The organism is Pedobacter sp. GR22-10 (genome assembly GCF_026239715.1).
Taxonomy (GTDB): Bacteria; Bacteroidota; Bacteroidia; order Sphingobacteriales; family Sphingobacteriaceae; genus Pedobacter.
The window spans coordinates 494791-510266 of record NZ_JAPIVR010000002.1; the positions used below are offsets into that span (position 1 = coordinate 494791).

Annotated in this window: 15 protein-coding genes; 5 read left to right on the forward strand and 10 right to left on the reverse strand. The window is 39.8% G+C overall.

The window, feature by feature from the left end; all coding sequences use genetic code 11:
* Positions 1 to 141: 141 nt before the first annotated feature.
* From OQX64_RS09500 to OQX64_RS09530, 7 genes are all read right to left on the reverse strand, one after another.
* Entirely contained in the window at positions 142 to 1392 is a 1251-nt protein-coding gene (locus OQX64_RS09500; RefSeq protein WP_265818587.1) for a sulfate adenylyltransferase subunit 1, read from the reverse strand.
* 82 nt (positions 1393 to 1474) lie between these two features.
* Entirely contained in the window at positions 1475 to 2380 is a 906-nt protein-coding gene (gene cysD / locus OQX64_RS09505; protein ID WP_265818588.1) for a sulfate adenylyltransferase subunit CysD, read from the reverse strand.
* 81 nt (positions 2381 to 2461) lie between these two features.
* The gene (locus tag OQX64_RS09510; protein ID WP_265818589.1) at positions 2462 to 3205 is read right to left on the reverse strand and encodes a phosphoadenylyl-sulfate reductase; all 744 of its coding nucleotides are present in this window, start codon (positions 3203 to 3205) and stop codon (positions 2462 to 2464) included.
* A 2-nt stretch (positions 3206 to 3207) separates the two neighbouring features.
* Positions 3208 to 4716, reverse strand: a complete 1509-nt coding sequence (locus OQX64_RS09515; protein WP_265818590.1) for a TSUP family transporter — start codon at positions 4714 to 4716, stop codon at positions 3208 to 3210.
* Positions 4700 to 5470, reverse strand: a complete 771-nt coding sequence (gene cobA, locus OQX64_RS09520; RefSeq protein WP_265818591.1) for a uroporphyrinogen-III C-methyltransferase — start codon at positions 5468 to 5470, stop codon at positions 4700 to 4702. The genes OQX64_RS09515 and cobA overlap by 17 nt, the downstream gene beginning before the upstream one ends.
* A 130-nt stretch (positions 5471 to 5600) precedes the next feature.
* Positions 5601 to 7691: a HEPN domain-containing protein gene (locus tag OQX64_RS09525; RefSeq protein ID WP_265818592.1), complete on the reverse strand. Its 2091-nt coding sequence runs from the start codon at positions 7689 to 7691 to the stop codon at positions 5601 to 5603.
* Between the two features lie 557 nt (positions 7692 to 8248).
* On the reverse strand, positions 8249 to 8695 hold the full coding sequence (locus OQX64_RS09530; protein WP_265819043.1) for an RrF2 family transcriptional regulator: 447 nt from the start codon (positions 8693 to 8695) through the stop codon (positions 8249 to 8251).
* A gap of 226 nt (positions 8696 to 8921) precedes the next feature.
* Between OQX64_RS09530 and OQX64_RS09535 the strand changes: the two genes are divergently transcribed.
* Together OQX64_RS09535 and OQX64_RS09540 are read left to right on the forward strand one after the other, a co-directional pair.
* Complete coding sequence (locus OQX64_RS09535) at positions 8922 to 10139, forward strand: metallophosphoesterase (protein ID WP_265818593.1); 1218 nt, start codon at positions 8922 to 8924, stop codon at positions 10137 to 10139.
* A 70-nt stretch (positions 10140 to 10209) separates the two neighbouring features.
* Positions 10210 to 10839, forward strand: a complete 630-nt coding sequence (locus tag OQX64_RS09540) for a M23 family metallopeptidase (protein WP_265818594.1) — start codon at positions 10210 to 10212, stop codon at positions 10837 to 10839.
* Positions 10840 to 10852: 13 nt separating this feature from the next.
* Here the strand turns inward: OQX64_RS09540 and OQX64_RS09545 are convergent, their stop codons facing one another.
* The gene (locus OQX64_RS09545; protein WP_088302177.1) at positions 10853 to 11716 is read right to left on the reverse strand and encodes a DUF808 domain-containing protein; all 864 of its coding nucleotides are present in this window, start codon (positions 11714 to 11716) and stop codon (positions 10853 to 10855) included.
* A gap of 283 nt (positions 11717 to 11999) precedes the next feature.
* Between OQX64_RS09545 and OQX64_RS09550 the strand changes: the two genes are divergently transcribed.
* Positions 12000 to 12188 carry a hypothetical protein gene (locus OQX64_RS09550; protein WP_140418690.1) on the forward strand — a complete coding sequence of 63 codons (189 nt, stop codon included), beginning with the start codon at positions 12000 to 12002 and terminating at the stop codon, positions 12186 to 12188.
* A 176-nt stretch (positions 12189 to 12364) separates the two neighbouring features.
* Entirely contained in the window at positions 12365 to 12802 is a 438-nt protein-coding gene (locus OQX64_RS09555; protein WP_265818595.1) for a hypothetical protein, read from the forward strand.
* 48 nt (positions 12803 to 12850) lie between these two features.
* On the opposite strand, the gene OQX64_RS09560 is transcribed toward OQX64_RS09555, so the two are convergent.
* Positions 12851 to 13453: a hypothetical protein gene (locus tag OQX64_RS09560; RefSeq protein WP_088302131.1), complete on the reverse strand. Its 603-nt coding sequence runs from the start codon at positions 13451 to 13453 to the stop codon at positions 12851 to 12853.
* A 228-nt stretch (positions 13454 to 13681) separates the two neighbouring features.
* Between OQX64_RS09560 and OQX64_RS09565 the strand changes: the two genes are divergently transcribed.
* Positions 13682 to 14296, forward strand: coding sequence for a ferritin-like domain-containing protein (locus tag OQX64_RS09565; protein WP_322974946.1), 615 nt, complete (start codon positions 13682 to 13684; stop codon positions 14294 to 14296).
* An 83-nt stretch (positions 14297 to 14379) separates the two neighbouring features.
* On the opposite strand, the gene OQX64_RS09570 is transcribed toward OQX64_RS09565, so the two are convergent.
* Positions 14380 to 15345, reverse strand: coding sequence for an SDR family oxidoreductase (locus tag OQX64_RS09570; RefSeq protein ID WP_265818596.1), 966 nt, complete (start codon positions 15343 to 15345; stop codon positions 14380 to 14382).
* Between the last annotated feature and the right edge of the window lie 131 nt (positions 15346 to 15476).

A 15476-nucleotide genomic window follows, 5' to 3' on the forward strand; every position in this document is an offset into this window, starting at 1 on the left:
ATTATACTAATCTGATGAAAACTTTTAAGTATTTCCATAAGCACTGACCTTAAAATAAAAAGCAGGCCCATCTTAAAAGATGTCCTGCTGAAAATATGTATCTGAAAGACCGAGTCAAACTATAACATGACGGCGACAAAGTTATTCCACTGCTGCCCTGAACATTAAGGCACCAACGGTCAGATTGGTACGGCTATCTACCAAAATGGCTGAACCATTTGCACGGTTATCATCATATAGATCAAAAGCCAAAGCGTCAGCCGTTTTAACAATTACCCTTCCGATATCATTTAGTCTGAATTCATCTGCGGGGTGTTTTTCCAAGGTATTAATATCTACTTTGTGCAGGATTTCACTGATTTTACATTTTGTAACCTTACTGTTATGTTGAATCAGGTACATGACAGTGGTATCCAGGGCGCGTCCATCCATCCAGCATAAATCGGCTTCAATTAATTTAGAATCCTGCGGCAATGCCGATGCATTTACAATAGTATCTCCCCGGCTGATATCCACATCATCTTTTAAATGAATCGTAACCGACTGTCCCGCATGTGCGGCATCCGGTGCCTGATCGAAAAATTCAATTTTTTCGATGGTTGAACTTGCTCCTGAAGGCAATACTGTAACTTTATCATTCAGGTTAAATGTTCCACTCAATACCCTACCCGCGTAACCACGGTAATCATGAAATTCATCTGTTTGCGGACGGATGACCCATTGTACGGGCATACGCGCCAGCTGAGATTTATCCAGGTTATCCGTATCTACCTGCTCCAGAAAGTGCAATAAACTCTGGCCGCCATACCAGTGCATATGCTCCGAATGCTGAACTATATTATCGCCTTTTAATGCACTAACCGGAATATAGGTTACATCCTTTAATTTAAGTTGTTGCGCTAAAACTTTATATTTTTCAATGATGGAATTATAAACGGCTTCATCATAATTAACCATATCCATTTTGTTGATGCAAATCACAATATGTTTGATCCCCAGCAAAGAAACCAGGTAAGAATGGCGAATGGTTTGTTCTACTACCCCATTCCGTGCATCAATTAAAATGATGGCCAGGTTAGCGGTAGAAGCCCCGGTAACCATGTTTCGGGTGTATTGGATATGTCCGGGTGTATCTGCGATGATAAACTTGCGCTTCTCCGTCTGAAAGTATTTATAGGCAACATCGATGGTGATGCCCTGCTCCCGCTCGGCCCTTAAACCATCTGTTAAAATGGCTAAATCTATTGTTCCATCATCATTTTTACGGTTAGCGCTTTGCAAAGCTTCCAACTGATCAGCTAAAATAGAATTTGTATCGTATAACAAACGGCCGATCAAGGTGCTTTTACCATCATCAACACTGCCTGCTGTGAAGAATTTTAATATGTTCATGTTTTTTAGATATGAGATAATAGATGTGAGATATTAGACAAATGCGAGGTTCTTAAATCTCACATCCCAATATTCAGCTCTCTTAAAAATAGCCTCCCTTTTTTCTATCTTCCATGGCGGCTTCAGAAACTTTATCATCCAGACGTGCGCCACGTTCAGAAATTTTTGAGGCACTGATTTCGTCAATAATGTCATCAATCAGTGTCGCTTCTGATTCAACTGCAGCCGTACAAGACATGTCTCCAACAGTCCGGAAGCGCACCTGCTTATGGAAAACCACATCTTCATCATCCATGTTTAAGAAGGGAGATGCCGCCATTAACTGACCATTTCGGGTGATCACTTCACGCTCATGAGAGAAATAAATGCTTGGCAATTCAATTTTTTCTCTCCGGATATAATTCCACACATCAAGTTCAGTCCAGTTACTGATTGGAAACACACGAATGTTTTCTCCCTTATGGATTTTACCATTGTAAATATTCCACAGTTCAGGTCGCTGGCGTTTAGGGTCCCACTGTCCGAATTCATCTCTGACAGAGAAAATACGTTCCTTTGCCCTTGCCTTTTCTTCATCTCTCCGCGCCCCGCCGATACAGGCATCAAACTGGTGTTCGGCAATGGTATCCAATAATGTAACCGTTTGTAAAGCATTTCTACTGGCATTTTTACCGGTTTGTTCTATTACTTTACCCTGATTTATGGATTCCTGAACAGAGCCTACAATTAAGCGTTCGCCTATTCTTTCGATCATTTTATCCCTGTAGGTAATGGTTTCTTCAAAATTATGCCCCGTATCAATGTGAACCAATGGAAAAGGAAATTTTCCCGGGCGAAAGGCTTTCTCTGCTAAACGTACCAGGGTGATGGAATCTTTGCCGCCAGAAAACAGCAAGGCAGGCTTTTCAAATTGCCCGGCCACTTCACGTAATATATGAATGGCTTCAGCCTCCAGTTCATCTAAATAATCAAAATTATATGTGCTCATTTATTAAGTTTTGAATTTTGAATGATAAAATGAGTGACAGTAATTTCTGTAGGTACTCATGTTATTATTCAAATGTTATATTCATTTGTTGTTAGTAAAGCTTTCCACTTTAGTCTTTAAGCTAGCTTCAGTTGCATGCAACCCACACTCCTTTTTGCTTTGGTCTTCCCACCACCATCTGCCTGCTCTAAAATCTTCGCCTGGCTGTACCCCTCTGGTACAAGGGGCGCAACCAATACTGGGAAAATCTTTATCATGCAAGGTATTGTAAACGATGTTATGCGCTTTAATATAACTTTTTACCTCGTCCAATGTCCAGTCAAAAATAGGGTGAAATTTTATTAATTGATTTCCTTCATCCCATTCCAGATCATGCATATCTTCACGATTTGGACTCTGCTCAGCCCTGATTCCGGTTATCCAGATCTCATTCCCTTTTAATGCCCTTTTCAGCGGTTCAATTTTACGGATATAGCAGCATTCTTTTCTATTGTCTACAGAATCGTAAAAACTATTAGGTCCTTTCAAACCTACCATCTCCTGCAATAATTCGTGTTGAGGATAATAAGCATGAATGGGTTTCTGATATATTTCCAGTGTGCGGTTCCATACATAATATGTTTCCGGAAAAAGCCGCCCTGTTTCCAGCGTAAAGACTTTAATTGGAATCTGATTTGAAAAAATGATATGCGTAATGGCCTGATCCTCCCAACCAAAACTGGTAGAAAAAATAATCCTGCCTTCAAACCGGCTGGCCAGGTGTTTCAATTGATCGATCACCGTTAAGCCCGTAAGTTCCTGTCTGATCTCCGCTAAATGCTCCATCACTAAATTAATTTTAAAATAAATACGATTACACTGCGCAGGCTAACCAGCATAACGATAATTCCAACTGCCACCATAATGGTTTTGGCCGAAATTTTATTGGACACTTTTGCCGCAATCGGCGATGCGATGGCACTACCAATAATTAAGCCTACAACTGCTTCCCAGTGTTTTCCACCCAGCATCGTAAAAAAGGTTAATGAACTTAAAGTCGCAATAAAAAACCGGCTGATTTTGACCGTTCCCAGTGAAAACAAAGGATGGCGGCCACCCGCTATTAAGCTGGATAAAACGATAGAGCCCCATCCGCCGCCAAATGCAGCATCAATAAATCCACCGACAAACCCCAAAAGACCGATTTTTTTAATTTTTTCATCAGCCTTTTTTCTTTTGATATTGAAAGCCTTCATCAGGATTACACCACCTAAAAATAAAGTATAAACCGCAACAACAGGTTTTACGTAAGCAGCGTAATGTTCTAAAGAAGATAAGATATAAGCACCCAAAACCGCTCCTATAATCGCTGGTATAATTAAAATTTTAAACAGTTTCCAGTTTACGTTGCCCATTCTGTAATGCATCCAGCCGGCAATACCATTGCTCATGACTTCTGAAATATGAATGGCCATACTTGCTGAGGCAGGAGGCAACCCCATGGCCAGTGAAAATGATGCAGTAGTAACGCCATAAGACATACCTATGGCGCCATCGATTAATGCAAATAAAAATCCAGCCCCTAGAAACCAATAAAATAAGGGGTCGATATGAATTAAAAACGACTGAAATTCGGGTTCCGTATTCCATAAAGAAATACCAATAGCGCCAATCAGTAAAATGGAAGCCAGCCAGATTAACCACTTGATATTGCGCTCAGCAAAACTCTTTTTAGGGTTAATCAAACTTTTGGTCACCTTATTCAGCTTTTTGACTTTTGCTGAAAAATCGCCCGTTAAAGTTTGGCGCAAGGCACTCATATTCTGTAAAGTCTCATCCAGTTCTGCCGGAATGCCTTCATTTAAGATCTGCTTCAAACGCTTGGCAATGGTTGGGGATTTACCATTAGTTGAAATGGCAATTTTTAAATCACCTTTCTGAACAATAGATCCCAGATAGAAATCACATAGTTCAGGTTTATCGGCTACATTGATCAGTAAACCTTTTTCATGCGTTACTACCCTGATTTCCTCATTCAGGATATAATTATTAGTGGCCGCAAAAACAATATCAATATTTTCCAGATCGGAAACATCAAAGCTTTTTTGCTTCACTTTTATATGAGGATAGTTAGCCACCAAAGCATAAACCTCAGCGGAAACTGTTTCTGCAACTATTGTAATTTTCGCCTGCTGGCTGTTATTTACAATTGCCGTTAATTTCTCCAGGCCTATATTTCCGGCACCAATCAATAACGTACGCAGCTTGTTCAGTTTAATAAAAACCGGAAAAAGCTGGTTACCTTTTTCTTCTGAAAAAGACGCTTCACGATCTGACGGATTAGGCAATACTTGCATATTGTTTTACTAAGTTTTTAAATGACGGATGTAAGGAAACCACTTCACCAAAAATCAACAGTGCCGGTGCTTTGATATTTTCCTGTTGAACCAGACTTTCAATCGTTTCCACCACACCTACAATTAATTTTTCATCTGCTGATGAGCCGTTTTGAATCACCGCCGCCGGTAAAGCATTTCGACTTGCAGCCTTAAAGATCTCAACAATTTTAGCTAATTTTTTCAAGCCCATCAAGACTAAAACGGTTGCATTTGATTCTGCAGCCTGGTAAATATCTTTAGAAACCTCTCCAGAGGTAGTGGTGCCTGTAATTACCCAGAAACTTTCGCTCAGGCCACGGTGGGTTACCGGTATTTGTTGCAATCCTGGAACACCGATTGAACTGGAAATGCCGGGAATTACATCAACCGGAATGCTATAGGATGCCGCATAATCCAGCTCCTCGTATCCCCTGCCAAACACAAAGGGATCGCCACCCTTTAAACGCACTACATGGCCATAATTCAGCGCATAATCAATCATGAGTTTGTTGATGGTTTCCTGCGGATAAGAATGTTCTCCAGAGCGTTTCCCCACATATATTTTGATTGCTTCTGCTGGTGCATGCGCTAACAATGCCTCATTTGTTAAGGCGTCATATAGCACCACATCTGCAGCTTGCAAGGCCTTTACCCCTTTTAAGGTCAGTAAATCCGGATCTCCTGGACCTGCGCCTAAAAGTGTAATTCTTGACGCTTTATTTTGATTTAACATAATTTTGAATTTGAATGAGCTTTTTAATTATTGAATTTTCAAGGATAGATTGAGTGAATGTTTTACCAGCGACTGCACTATGAAATTCTCTCATTCTATAATTCTTTCATTCTGTCATTTTTTCATTCTGTCATTTTACTAAAGCTGCCCTTTTTTCTTTAATCTGATTGAGAAATGCATCTGCTTCGCTGAAATATTGTTGAGCAAATTCAGCCGTAGGCTCATTTTTATTAATTTGAAGTACCAGATCTGAAAAGTTTGTAGACAAATTAAACTCCCCGGTTTCTACATAATGATGATCAAATTCCCTGATCACTCCAACTTGAGTGCTGCTGTTTATGCCTTTATCTAAAAGCAATGATTTTGCTGCACTGACAAATGTGCTGTAAGTGTGATAAATGGCATCTGCATAAGCACCTCTCTCTACATTCTGTTTTGCCCATTCAAATTTTTCATCGGCTTCCAAAAGTAAAGTTGCAACTAAGTCAATTACCACTCCAGCACATTCACCTACGCCAATTGCTGTAACAAATTGCTCTACGTGACCCCAGTCTACAAATTCTTCCTGCTGCAAATTTGTTAAATCAGCCAATGGTTTTAACAGCTGATAAAAATGATCTTTACCCTTCCGGTCGTAATATTGATGGAAGTTTTCATCTGCTTCATTATTCGCTTTGAAATCATTTAAAATGAAATGTAAGACACTCGTTGCTCTCTTTGAAGGCACTTTAATAACGCGTTCTGCCACACGACCTACGCCATTCCCCACTGTTCCACCTCCAAGCATTACCTGAACTGCCGGAACCACTTTTCCTTCTGCTTTGACAGAACTGCCGTGGAAACCAATTTCTGCTAAACCATGCTGACCGCAAGAGTTCATACATCCACTGATTTTAATTTTGATATTTTTCTCGTAAATAAATTCAGGGAAATCGGTATAAATCACATCTTCCAAAACTTCCGCTAAAGTCATTGAATTGGAAATTCCTAAATTGCAGGTATCTGTTCCGGGGCAAGTGGTAATATCAGCCAGGCTATCAAATCCGGCGGTGGTAAAACCAATGGTATTCAAGGTAGTATATAATGAAGGTAAAGCCTCCTCACGAACGAATTTCAATAACAACCCCTGATTCTGGGTGATCCTGATTTCATCTGCAACATAAGGTTTAATGGCTTCCACAAATGCCCTTGCCTTATCCGTTTTAATATCGCCTACCTGTACTTTAATATAAACGGCATAGAAACCGGTTTGCTTTTGTGGTACCACATTCGTAGCATGCCAGTGCTTATAATGCTGTTCATTCAGTATTTCGACAGGCTGATAATCTTGATGGGCCGGTGCCACGGGCTGTGGAACAGCTTCGCGATCGATGGTAAAGGTTTTTACCTTATTGGCCACACGCTCTTCGGCAACCAAACGTAAAACTTCTTCTAAACCTAATTTTTGTACTAAATATTTTAAGCGAGCTTTATTCCTGTTACTGCGCTCTCCATAGCGATCAAATACCCGGAGTACTGATTCGGTAAAAGGAATTAACTGATCCTCCGGCAGAAATTCATGCACCGGGCTGGCTAAAAATGGCTGAGCCCCCAAACCTCCTGCAAACAAAACCTTAAATCCTCGTTCCCCATTTTCATTTACTTTTGGAATAAATCCCAGGTCGTGAATGTAGCTGAAAGCGGTATCCTGATCACTGGAAGAAAAGGAAATTTTAATTTTCCTGCCCATTTCCTGGCAAATTGGATTGCGTAAAAAGTATTTGAAAACCGCATGTGCGTAAGGAGAAACATCAAAAGGCTCATCTTTGTCGATACCAGCATTTGGTGAGGCCGTAACATTACGTACGGTATTGCCACAAGCTTCACGAAGGGTAATGTCGTCTTGTTCCAGTTTTGCCCAAAGTTCTGGTGTTTTGTCTAAACTCACATAATGCAATTGAATATCCTGACGAGTGGTCAGGTGTAAATTTCCGCTTCCGTATTCATCTGCAATATCTGAAATGCGCAGCAATTGTTTGAAAGTCACCTTCCCAAAAGGCAATTTAATGCGAATCATCTGCACACCAGGCTGCCTTTGTCCGTAAACACCACGGGCTAAACGCAGGCTTCTGAATTTTTCATCGTGAATCGTTCCATCGCGAAAAGCTTTAATCTTATTCTCTAAATCAATGATGTCCTGCTCGACAATATTGTTTTCGAGTTCTGTTCTGAAACTTTGCATATGTGTTGTTAGCTTTATTCAAAAAATGCTTCCCTTTTTAATGAGAAGCATTCAATATTTATATCTATAAATTTAAAATACCCCATCTACCTTGTTTTACAACAATAGCACATCATTTGAGCACGGGTATTTTTAACTGTAGACCTGAAGTTCATCTTCCAAATATATAAAGTATATAGGAATAGTAGTAATTTTTCTCGAAAAAATTTATGTATTGGTGGTTGGTTTTAGGAAAATAGATCTAATGTATTGAGTAGCCGTTGTTTTTATCCTGTCAATGGTAGGCAAAAAGCATCTGGATTATATAAAAGGTCAAGCATCATTTACCGAATGGCATCACATCCAGCTTGCAACATTTCGATGTTATTCTTATCCTGGCCGGACGGGCTTATTTTCTTTGGCGCTAAAAGAAACAAAGGTGGTCTTTCTTTAAGAAACTACCATTGTATTTTCATCAATTTAAACAATCTCATTCTTGATATGGCATAAGCAAAAAGAGAATACTTCTATTTAATAGATGTTGATTTGTATAGAATAAATAATATAGAAGTCAGAAATTATAAACTATCTATCCCCAATTTCAGAGTATCTTCGCGGTCAATCACATCGGCGATGCTGGTTTCACTCAGTACTTTTAATGTAGCATCTCTTACATCAATAAACGCACTTCGAATGCCACAGGTTTTTTCATCTTCACATTCATCACATTTGTGATAAAAATTTAAACTGGCACAAGGCACCATTGCAATTGGTCCATCGGTAACACGCATTACATGTACCAGCAGAATATCCTCAGGTTTTTTATTCAGACTATAGCCGCCCCCTGCTCCTTTCTTGCTGTACAGGAAACCGGCATTACGCAGATCCAAAAGAATTTGTTCCAGGAATTTTTTAGGAATATGCTCCTCTTCCGCAATCTTAGAGATTTGCATCGGTGGTCTTTCTACATTTTTACCAAGTGCAACAAGTGCTTTAATGGCGTATTTGGTTTTTTTGGATAGCATATATCTTACAAAGCTACTAAATAATGTATAATTATAAAATATGCCCACGGTTGCCATCATATTTATGCTGAAGCTGCAAACAATAAATCAAAATCATCCTTCCGGAGTGGCTACATTTAAAATCCGATGCCTTTAATCAATGTGAGGTAAAATTAAGTACTGCCTGAAACACAAATCAACAGATGAGGATTTAAAATTTAACTTTGCCACCGTTTGTACATTCAGAATGAAAAGAAGATCTCCCCTGCTCCCCATCTTAATCGTGATTATCCTGTTCTTTGCGCTGAGTGCATATGTACTATCCGGCTTTAATACCATCAATCACTGGGAAGGCCTGGCACCTGCATTCTGGACTGTAATCATCAGCCTGGGTATGGCGATTATTTTTGCCATTTCTCAGATGCGGAAGGGCAGAAATATATTTTTCACTGTTGTTGGTCATATCTTTCTGATTGTACTTGTTGCTGAAATGGTGTTCGCTATTTTTTTATTCATTGGTGATCTTTATCGGGTGGTGAGTTCGATTTCGACAAATTTTCAGCCACAGGGTTATCAAATAACCGGTAGAAATGATTACTGGGTAGATTTTGCTTTTATCATGTTTTGCCTGACCGTATTGCTTTTTGCATTTGGAATAACCAGGGGAAAATATGCATACCGGGTGATTAAACATACCTTGTATTTTGATGATTTACCACAGCATTTTGATGGATTCACCCTCACACAAATTTCTGATATACATGCCGGAAGTTTTACCAAACCCAAAGCCGTGCAAAAAGGCATTGACCTGATCAATGCACAAAAAAGTGATTTATTTGTATTTACTGGTGATCTGGTTAATAATGCTGCATCTGAAATTGTTCCTTACATTCCTCTATTTTCACAGATTAAAGCACCATTTGGGCAGTTTTCCGTTTTAGGAAACCATGACTATGGTGATTATGTCAAATGGCCCTCTGAGACAGATAAAATCAAAAATTTAAATCAGTTAAAAGCTTACCACAAGGAATTAGGATTTAAACTTCTTTTAGATGAACATGTGGTACTGGAGAAAGGCGGGGAAAAAATTATCCTCGCAGGCATTGAAAATTGGGGTATCGGTTTTGGCGAGCGGGGCGATTTAAACAAGGCACTTCAACATACTGAAGCTAAAGATTTTAAAATTTTGCTCTCGCATGATCCTTCACACTGGGATGCGCAGGTTAAAAACCACCCATCAAAAATTCAGCTTTCACTGGCCGGTCATACCCATGGGATGCAGTTTGGCATTGAGGCTTTTGGGATAAAATGGAGTCCTGTAAAATACCGTTATAAACATTGGGCAGGCATCAAGACAGAAAATAATCGCCACCTGAATGTGAACAGGGGATTTGGTTTTCTAGGTTTTTCTGGAAGAATCGGCATCTGGCCGGAAATTACTGTAATCGAGTTAAAAAGAAAGTAACCTAGCATATTAGCATAACTATATTAGTAGTTCTAGAGAAATTTTTCTTATTTTGATCTTTTATACATTGATGATGAAAATTAGCCTGATCCTGTTCTTATGCCTCTCCTTTTTACAAAATCCAACAATTGAAAAAGATAAAGATCGTTGGAAACCTTACTATACAGCTGCATCACCAGGTCAGATGGCAGATAGCTGGTATTTACCATTTAAAGGCAGTGACCGAAAGAAAATAGCAAACATTAAGATCATCAGTATTTTTGGCGATCACCGCAACAGCTATTATAAAGGCCACATTCATACGGCTATTGATATCAATCCATCTGCATCAAAAACAAAGCTGATAGAAGTGTATGCCATGGCTAATGGAGTGGTTTGTTCCATCCACCTGGGTGAAAATCAAAAAACGGTGGTGGTAAAACACCAGCTGAAGAATGGCACCATGATGTTTACCAGTTACAAACACCTCCGCGAAGTTTATGTTAAAAATGGTCAGCCTGTAAACCAGGATACTAAACTTGCCCGTCTATTTACAAAGGAGGAAAGTAAAAAATATGGTGGAGATTATCACCACCTGCACCTCGAAATCAGAAAAAAATTTGATGATTACGGCTGTGCCAGCTGGTTGACCATGAACAAATCACAGCTTGATGAAAGATTCTATAACCCGCAGGCATTTCTAAAAACTTACCTCAGGTAAATAGAATAGCCGGTTAATTTTTAAATAAGGGAATCAGTTTTTTCACTCCTTCCGCTATACCAACAGCTATTAACCCTGCTATCAGCCCAATGGCAAATTCTTTAATCGTTGACATTAAATCAGGCAGGAAATGGTGCAAGAAATCAATATTATGCACGAAGATACCACCAGAAACCAATATTAAGGCAATGGTACCCGCAAAGCTGAGCACCTTTATAATTACCGGTAAAGATTTCACCAGTACATTGCCCAATGCCGAAAGGAATCCTTTATCATTGGAATATTTCACCAGCTTGTATCCGGCATCATCCATTCTTACAATTAGCGCTACAATGCCGTAAACGCCTATGGTCGCTAAAATAGCCACAACAGAAACCGTAAGGATCTGGATAGTGATGCTTTTATCCAGTACAGTACCAAGGGCAATGATGACAATTTCTACAGAAAGAATAAAATCAGTGGTTACTGCTGATTTTATTTTGGCCTTTTCTGCTGCCTGATCATCCTGAACAACATCTTTGGCTGCCCTGCCATGCTCATGGCGATGAAAAAGAAACTCAATGATTTTTTCAACCCCTTCATAGGCCAGGTAAAACCCACCCAAAATTAAAATAAACTTAATGGCTATCGGGAAGAAAAAATTCAGCAGCAGTGCCACGGGCACAATAATAATTTTATTAATCAAAGATCCTTTGGTGATGGCCCAAAGCACTGGCAACTCCCTAGAAGAGAGAAAGCCGGTCGCTTTTTCAGCATTTACAGCCAGGTCATCCCCTAAAATGCCGGCGGTTTTCCTGGTGGCAATCTTGGCCGTTACTGCCACGTCATCCATTAAAGCACCTATATCATCTAAAATTGCGAAAAATCCTGAAGCCATATTGATCTTATCTTTTTGAAGCCTGCAAAATATACATTCAATTTTACAATACCTCGAAAGCATAAAGAGATAATTGGCAAAAATTGTTTTAAATTTCGTTTCTGGCGCTGGCTCTAACGTTATATCCATTACATCAGGAAGATTGCAAAGCCTGTTTAAGAAACATGCAAATCCGATAATTTTTGAGCCTTTTTAGTTTCACTTCCCCATGAAAGCTGAACAATCTGATTTAAACTAAACTTTGCTTGTTGCATACTGTTGTATTTATATATAAAAGATGATCATGGAAAACGAAAAAAATAAAGCAGAAGAATCGAAAGAAAAAAAAGTTGGCGTAATCCCGGCTGATGAGATTAAAGGCAGCGATGCTGATGGTGCCTATACCGGCGATGAAGAAAGCCCCGAAGAAATGGCAAAACAACAGATCGCTACAGACGCGGCTGAAGATGATCAGAAAAGCAAAACTAAATAAGTTGCTGTCTTTCAGTTTATAAAAACGGAGAAACTGGATCTTATTCTGTTTCATTCGAAAAACAAATGCCTATCTGTTAAAATCATTTAATGCTGTTTATTTCCTGAAACATTATATTGATGAATCCTATAAAAGGGGCTTAAATAAGTGAGTAATAATTGCCACATCTATTTCATATGGACAAAATAAAAAATTTAATAGCAGGATTCGCAGGTGCTCTTGCCCTCAACATTTTACACGAAAGTTTAAAAGATAAAAGTTCAGATGTTCCCCGGATTGACCGTTTAGGTGAAGAAGCTTTAGGGCACACACTTGACTTTCTGGGCATTGGTGGTAAACGCGGCGAAAACTTATATGGCGCTACACTTGCAGGTGACTTAATCAGCAATACCATTTATTATAGTTTAATAGGCAGCGGCAATACTAAAAATGTATTCTGCAGAAGTATTGCATCTGGCTTAGCCGCCGGACTTGGAGCGGTAACGCTTCCAAAACCTATGGGACTAAACCCTAAACCTGTCGCTAAAAATAATCAGGTAAAAATACTTACTGTAGCCTATTACCTGGTTGGGGCTTTGGTTACCGCCAGTGTGATCAAAGTGATTAAGAAATAATTAACTACCGGCCGGTTAATGGGTTTACCGGCCGATATCAATTTATCTTTAAGCCATTATGCCCTTCACCAGCAATTTCCATTGCGGATAAGAGAAACCCAATCTGGCTGCGCCACCCACTAAAAAATTTCGAACATTATCAAGTGTATTTTCTGTATTTGTATTCGCCATTTCATTCCGGCCATGTTCTTCTGCCTGAACTTTTAGCTGCAACCTGCGTACAATAAAAGTTGAAGTGGCCGCATCCTGTAAAAAGTGTGCGGGTGAAGCTTCTTTTGAAAGGGGCTTTACACTCGGACGCACCTTAATGGCAAGAAAATCATCTTCTATCTGTTGTCGACTTGCAATTTCTTCGATTTTTACCCAATCGTAACCACCACCGGATGGCGCTCCCGGACCAGGAATATCAATCCGGATGTAATCTCCCTCCTGCGCTTTACGGTGAACTTCTTTTCCATATCCGTCAAAAAGCTGGAACCCTGACATACCAGATCTATTGCCCCAATCATTCACATTCAATAACCGGTTACAGGCTGTAGCGAAAAAAGCAGAGGCTTCATCCATTGTTTCAAAAGTACGGCGCTCTGTTACATCAATTTCACTTCCCTCCTGCTGATCCGGGATAAGATCATCGTGCTCATTTACTTTCATATTAAATTCTTTTACGTGATACCATAGATAAAACAACCTTCAGGAATGAAAGGTTTAATATTTTCAGGATGGCGTGCCAGTTCAACATCCCGCTTCAATAAATAGTGAATAATTATTGGTGTATACCAATGCCTTTCTTAAGCAATCAGATTAAAATAAGATTAAAATAGCCAAAACCTTATTCCAATTTAGGCAGTTCTATTTGTACATCATACTATATAAAAAACTATGGCAACTACAAAAACAACTGCTAAAAAAGCAAGTACAGGTAAAACAGCAACAGCTGCTAAAGCACCGGCCACCAAAGCTTCAACCAATAAAAAGTCAGCTTCTAAAACTGGTAAAATGGAAGATTCAGAATTTCATGAATTTTTTGTTGATGAATTAAAAGATATCTATTGGGCAGAAAAACATTTAGTAAAGGCACTTCCAAAGATGAAAAAGGCTGCAACCAGCGAAGAACTTATTGCCGCATTTGAAAAACATACTGAAGAAACACAACAACACATCCAAACGCTTGAACAGGTTTTCGAACTATTGGGTGAGAAAGCAGTGGCAAAAAAATGCGATGCCATGGCTGGATTATTAGAAGAAGCTGAGGGCATCATTTCAGATACAGATCAAGGCACAATGGTTCGTGATGCAGGTTTAATTCTGGCAGCACAGAAAGTAGAGCATTATGAAATCGCTACATACGGTACCCTTAAAGTATTTGCTGAAAACATGGGTCATCAGGATGTGGCAGATTTACTTGATCAGACATTGGAAAATGAAAAAGCTACCGATGTGGCTCTGACTGAAATTGCTGTAAATTCTATCAATGCTGAAGCAGCAGCAGAATAATGAAAGCTTTATAAATTATAAAAAACGGCATTTCTTTATCGAATGCCGTTTTTTTATTATACCAGATTTTTAATTATCTGGGGTTATCTACCCAATATCTTAATCAAGGCGAGCACAGCAAGTGAAGCAGCCATACCTGCAATATATTTTCGATGTGCCCTGGGTTTACCTGGAATTCCCCAGCCGCCATTAACCGCATTCCCAAACGGAACAGGTGCGAAGATATTTCCATTGGTGGTTGGTATTGGATCTGCCCTCTTCAGGTAACCCTTAATGACTGCGCCTGCAACAAATTGTGTGAGTGTAGGAAAAAGCCCTGCTGAAAGGCGCAGCAAAACCGATACACTTCCCACCATTTTCTCTTTTTTTGGCTGATCTGCCAGTTTAGCAATGGCTTGCGCCAGGCGCTCCGGATCGTAAACCGGCGGGGAAGGTTTCAGGTATTTGCCGGTATAATTGGCTGCGTGCTGTATGCCGGGACTGTCCAGAAAAGCGGGGAAAGCATCGCAGACATGAATATCAGGATAAGCAGCCAGTTCTGCCTTAAGTGCCTGCCCAAAACCCCTTAAGCCAAACTTACTGGCCGAGTAGGCAGCACCCATCGGTACCGCTAAAAAACCACCTATAGAAATGTTATTGATTAAAATTCCTTTACCCTGCTTTTTAAAGTAAGGCAAAACAGCATGTGCGCCGTGCATGTAACCTAATAAATTGGTTTTTAATACCTGCTCTGAAACTTCCATCGGGATTTCATCAAAAGCACCTACAGCCAGTACACCTGCATTGTTTACCCAGATATCAATTCCATTTCCAAATTCATCAGCTGCAGCGGCCAGATTGATGACAGCATGGTAATCGGTTACATCTACTTCCAGGCATTTTACCTCCGCACCAAAAATTCTGCATTCTTCGGCCACCTCTTCCAGCATCTTCATATTTCGTGAAGCCAGTATTAAACGTTCTGCCCTGCGGGCAAATTGTAGTGCTATTGCCCTGCCTGCTCCGCTTGAAGCACCGGTAATGACAACGGTTCGTTTATTTATCTCCATATACCAATAACCTGCCCGGGAAAGGGATTGTTTTTGAAACCTTAAAGATGGCTGTCAATTGATAACCAGCACAATCTCTGCCGGATGAATAGCGCTTGCCCTAAACCTCTTATGACTGAATTATAAAAAAA

Bases quoted from the DNA above. Each gene is read 5' to 3' on its own strand.
- cysD (WP_265818588.1), bottom strand. From the start codon at position 2,380: ATGAGCACATATAATTTTGATTATTTAGATGAACTGGAGGCTGAAGCC.
- OQX64_RS09550 (WP_140418690.1), top strand. From the start codon at position 12,000: ATGGAAAACGAAAAAAATAAAGCAGAAGAATCGAAAGAAAAAAAAGTT.
- OQX64_RS09525 (WP_265818592.1), bottom strand. From the start codon at position 7,691: ATGCAAAGTTTCAGAACAGAACTCGAAAACAATATTGTCGAGCAGGAC.
- OQX64_RS09560 (WP_088302131.1), bottom strand. From the start codon at position 13,453: ATGAAAGTAAATGAGCACGATGATCTTATCCCGGATCAGCAGGAGGGA.
- OQX64_RS09570 (WP_265818596.1), bottom strand. From the start codon at position 15,345: ATGGAGATAAATAAACGAACCGTTGTCATTACCGGTGCTTCAAGCGGA.
- OQX64_RS09510 (WP_265818589.1), bottom strand. From the start codon at position 3,205: ATGGAGCATTTAGCGGAGATCAGACAGGAACTTACGGGCTTAACGGTG.
- OQX64_RS09565 (WP_322974946.1), top strand. From the start codon at position 13,682: ATGGCAACTACAAAAACAACTGCTAAAAAAGCAAGTACAGGTAAAACA.
- OQX64_RS09515 (WP_265818590.1), bottom strand. From the start codon at position 4,716: ATGCAAGTATTGCCTAATCCGTCAGATCGTGAAGCGTCTTTTTCAGAA.
- OQX64_RS09535 (WP_265818593.1), top strand. From the start codon at position 8,922: ATGAAAAGAAGATCTCCCCTGCTCCCCATCTTAATCGTGATTATCCTG.
- cobA (WP_265818591.1), bottom strand. From the start codon at position 5,470: ATGTTAAATCAAAATAAAGCGTCAAGAATTACACTTTTAGGCGCAGGT.
- OQX64_RS09500 (WP_265818587.1), bottom strand. From the start codon at position 1,392: ATGAACATATTAAAATTCTTCACAGCAGGCAGTGTTGATGATGGTAAA.
- OQX64_RS09545 (WP_088302177.1), bottom strand. From the start codon at position 11,716: ATGGCTTCAGGATTTTTCGCAATTTTAGATGATATAGGTGCTTTAATG.
- OQX64_RS09530 (WP_265819043.1), bottom strand. From the start codon at position 8,695: ATGCTATCCAAAAAAACCAAATACGCCATTAAAGCACTTGTTGCACTT.
- OQX64_RS09540 (WP_265818594.1), top strand. From the start codon at position 10,210: ATGATGAAAATTAGCCTGATCCTGTTCTTATGCCTCTCCTTTTTACAA.
- OQX64_RS09555 (WP_265818595.1), top strand. From the start codon at position 12,365: ATGGACAAAATAAAAAATTTAATAGCAGGATTCGCAGGTGCTCTTGCC.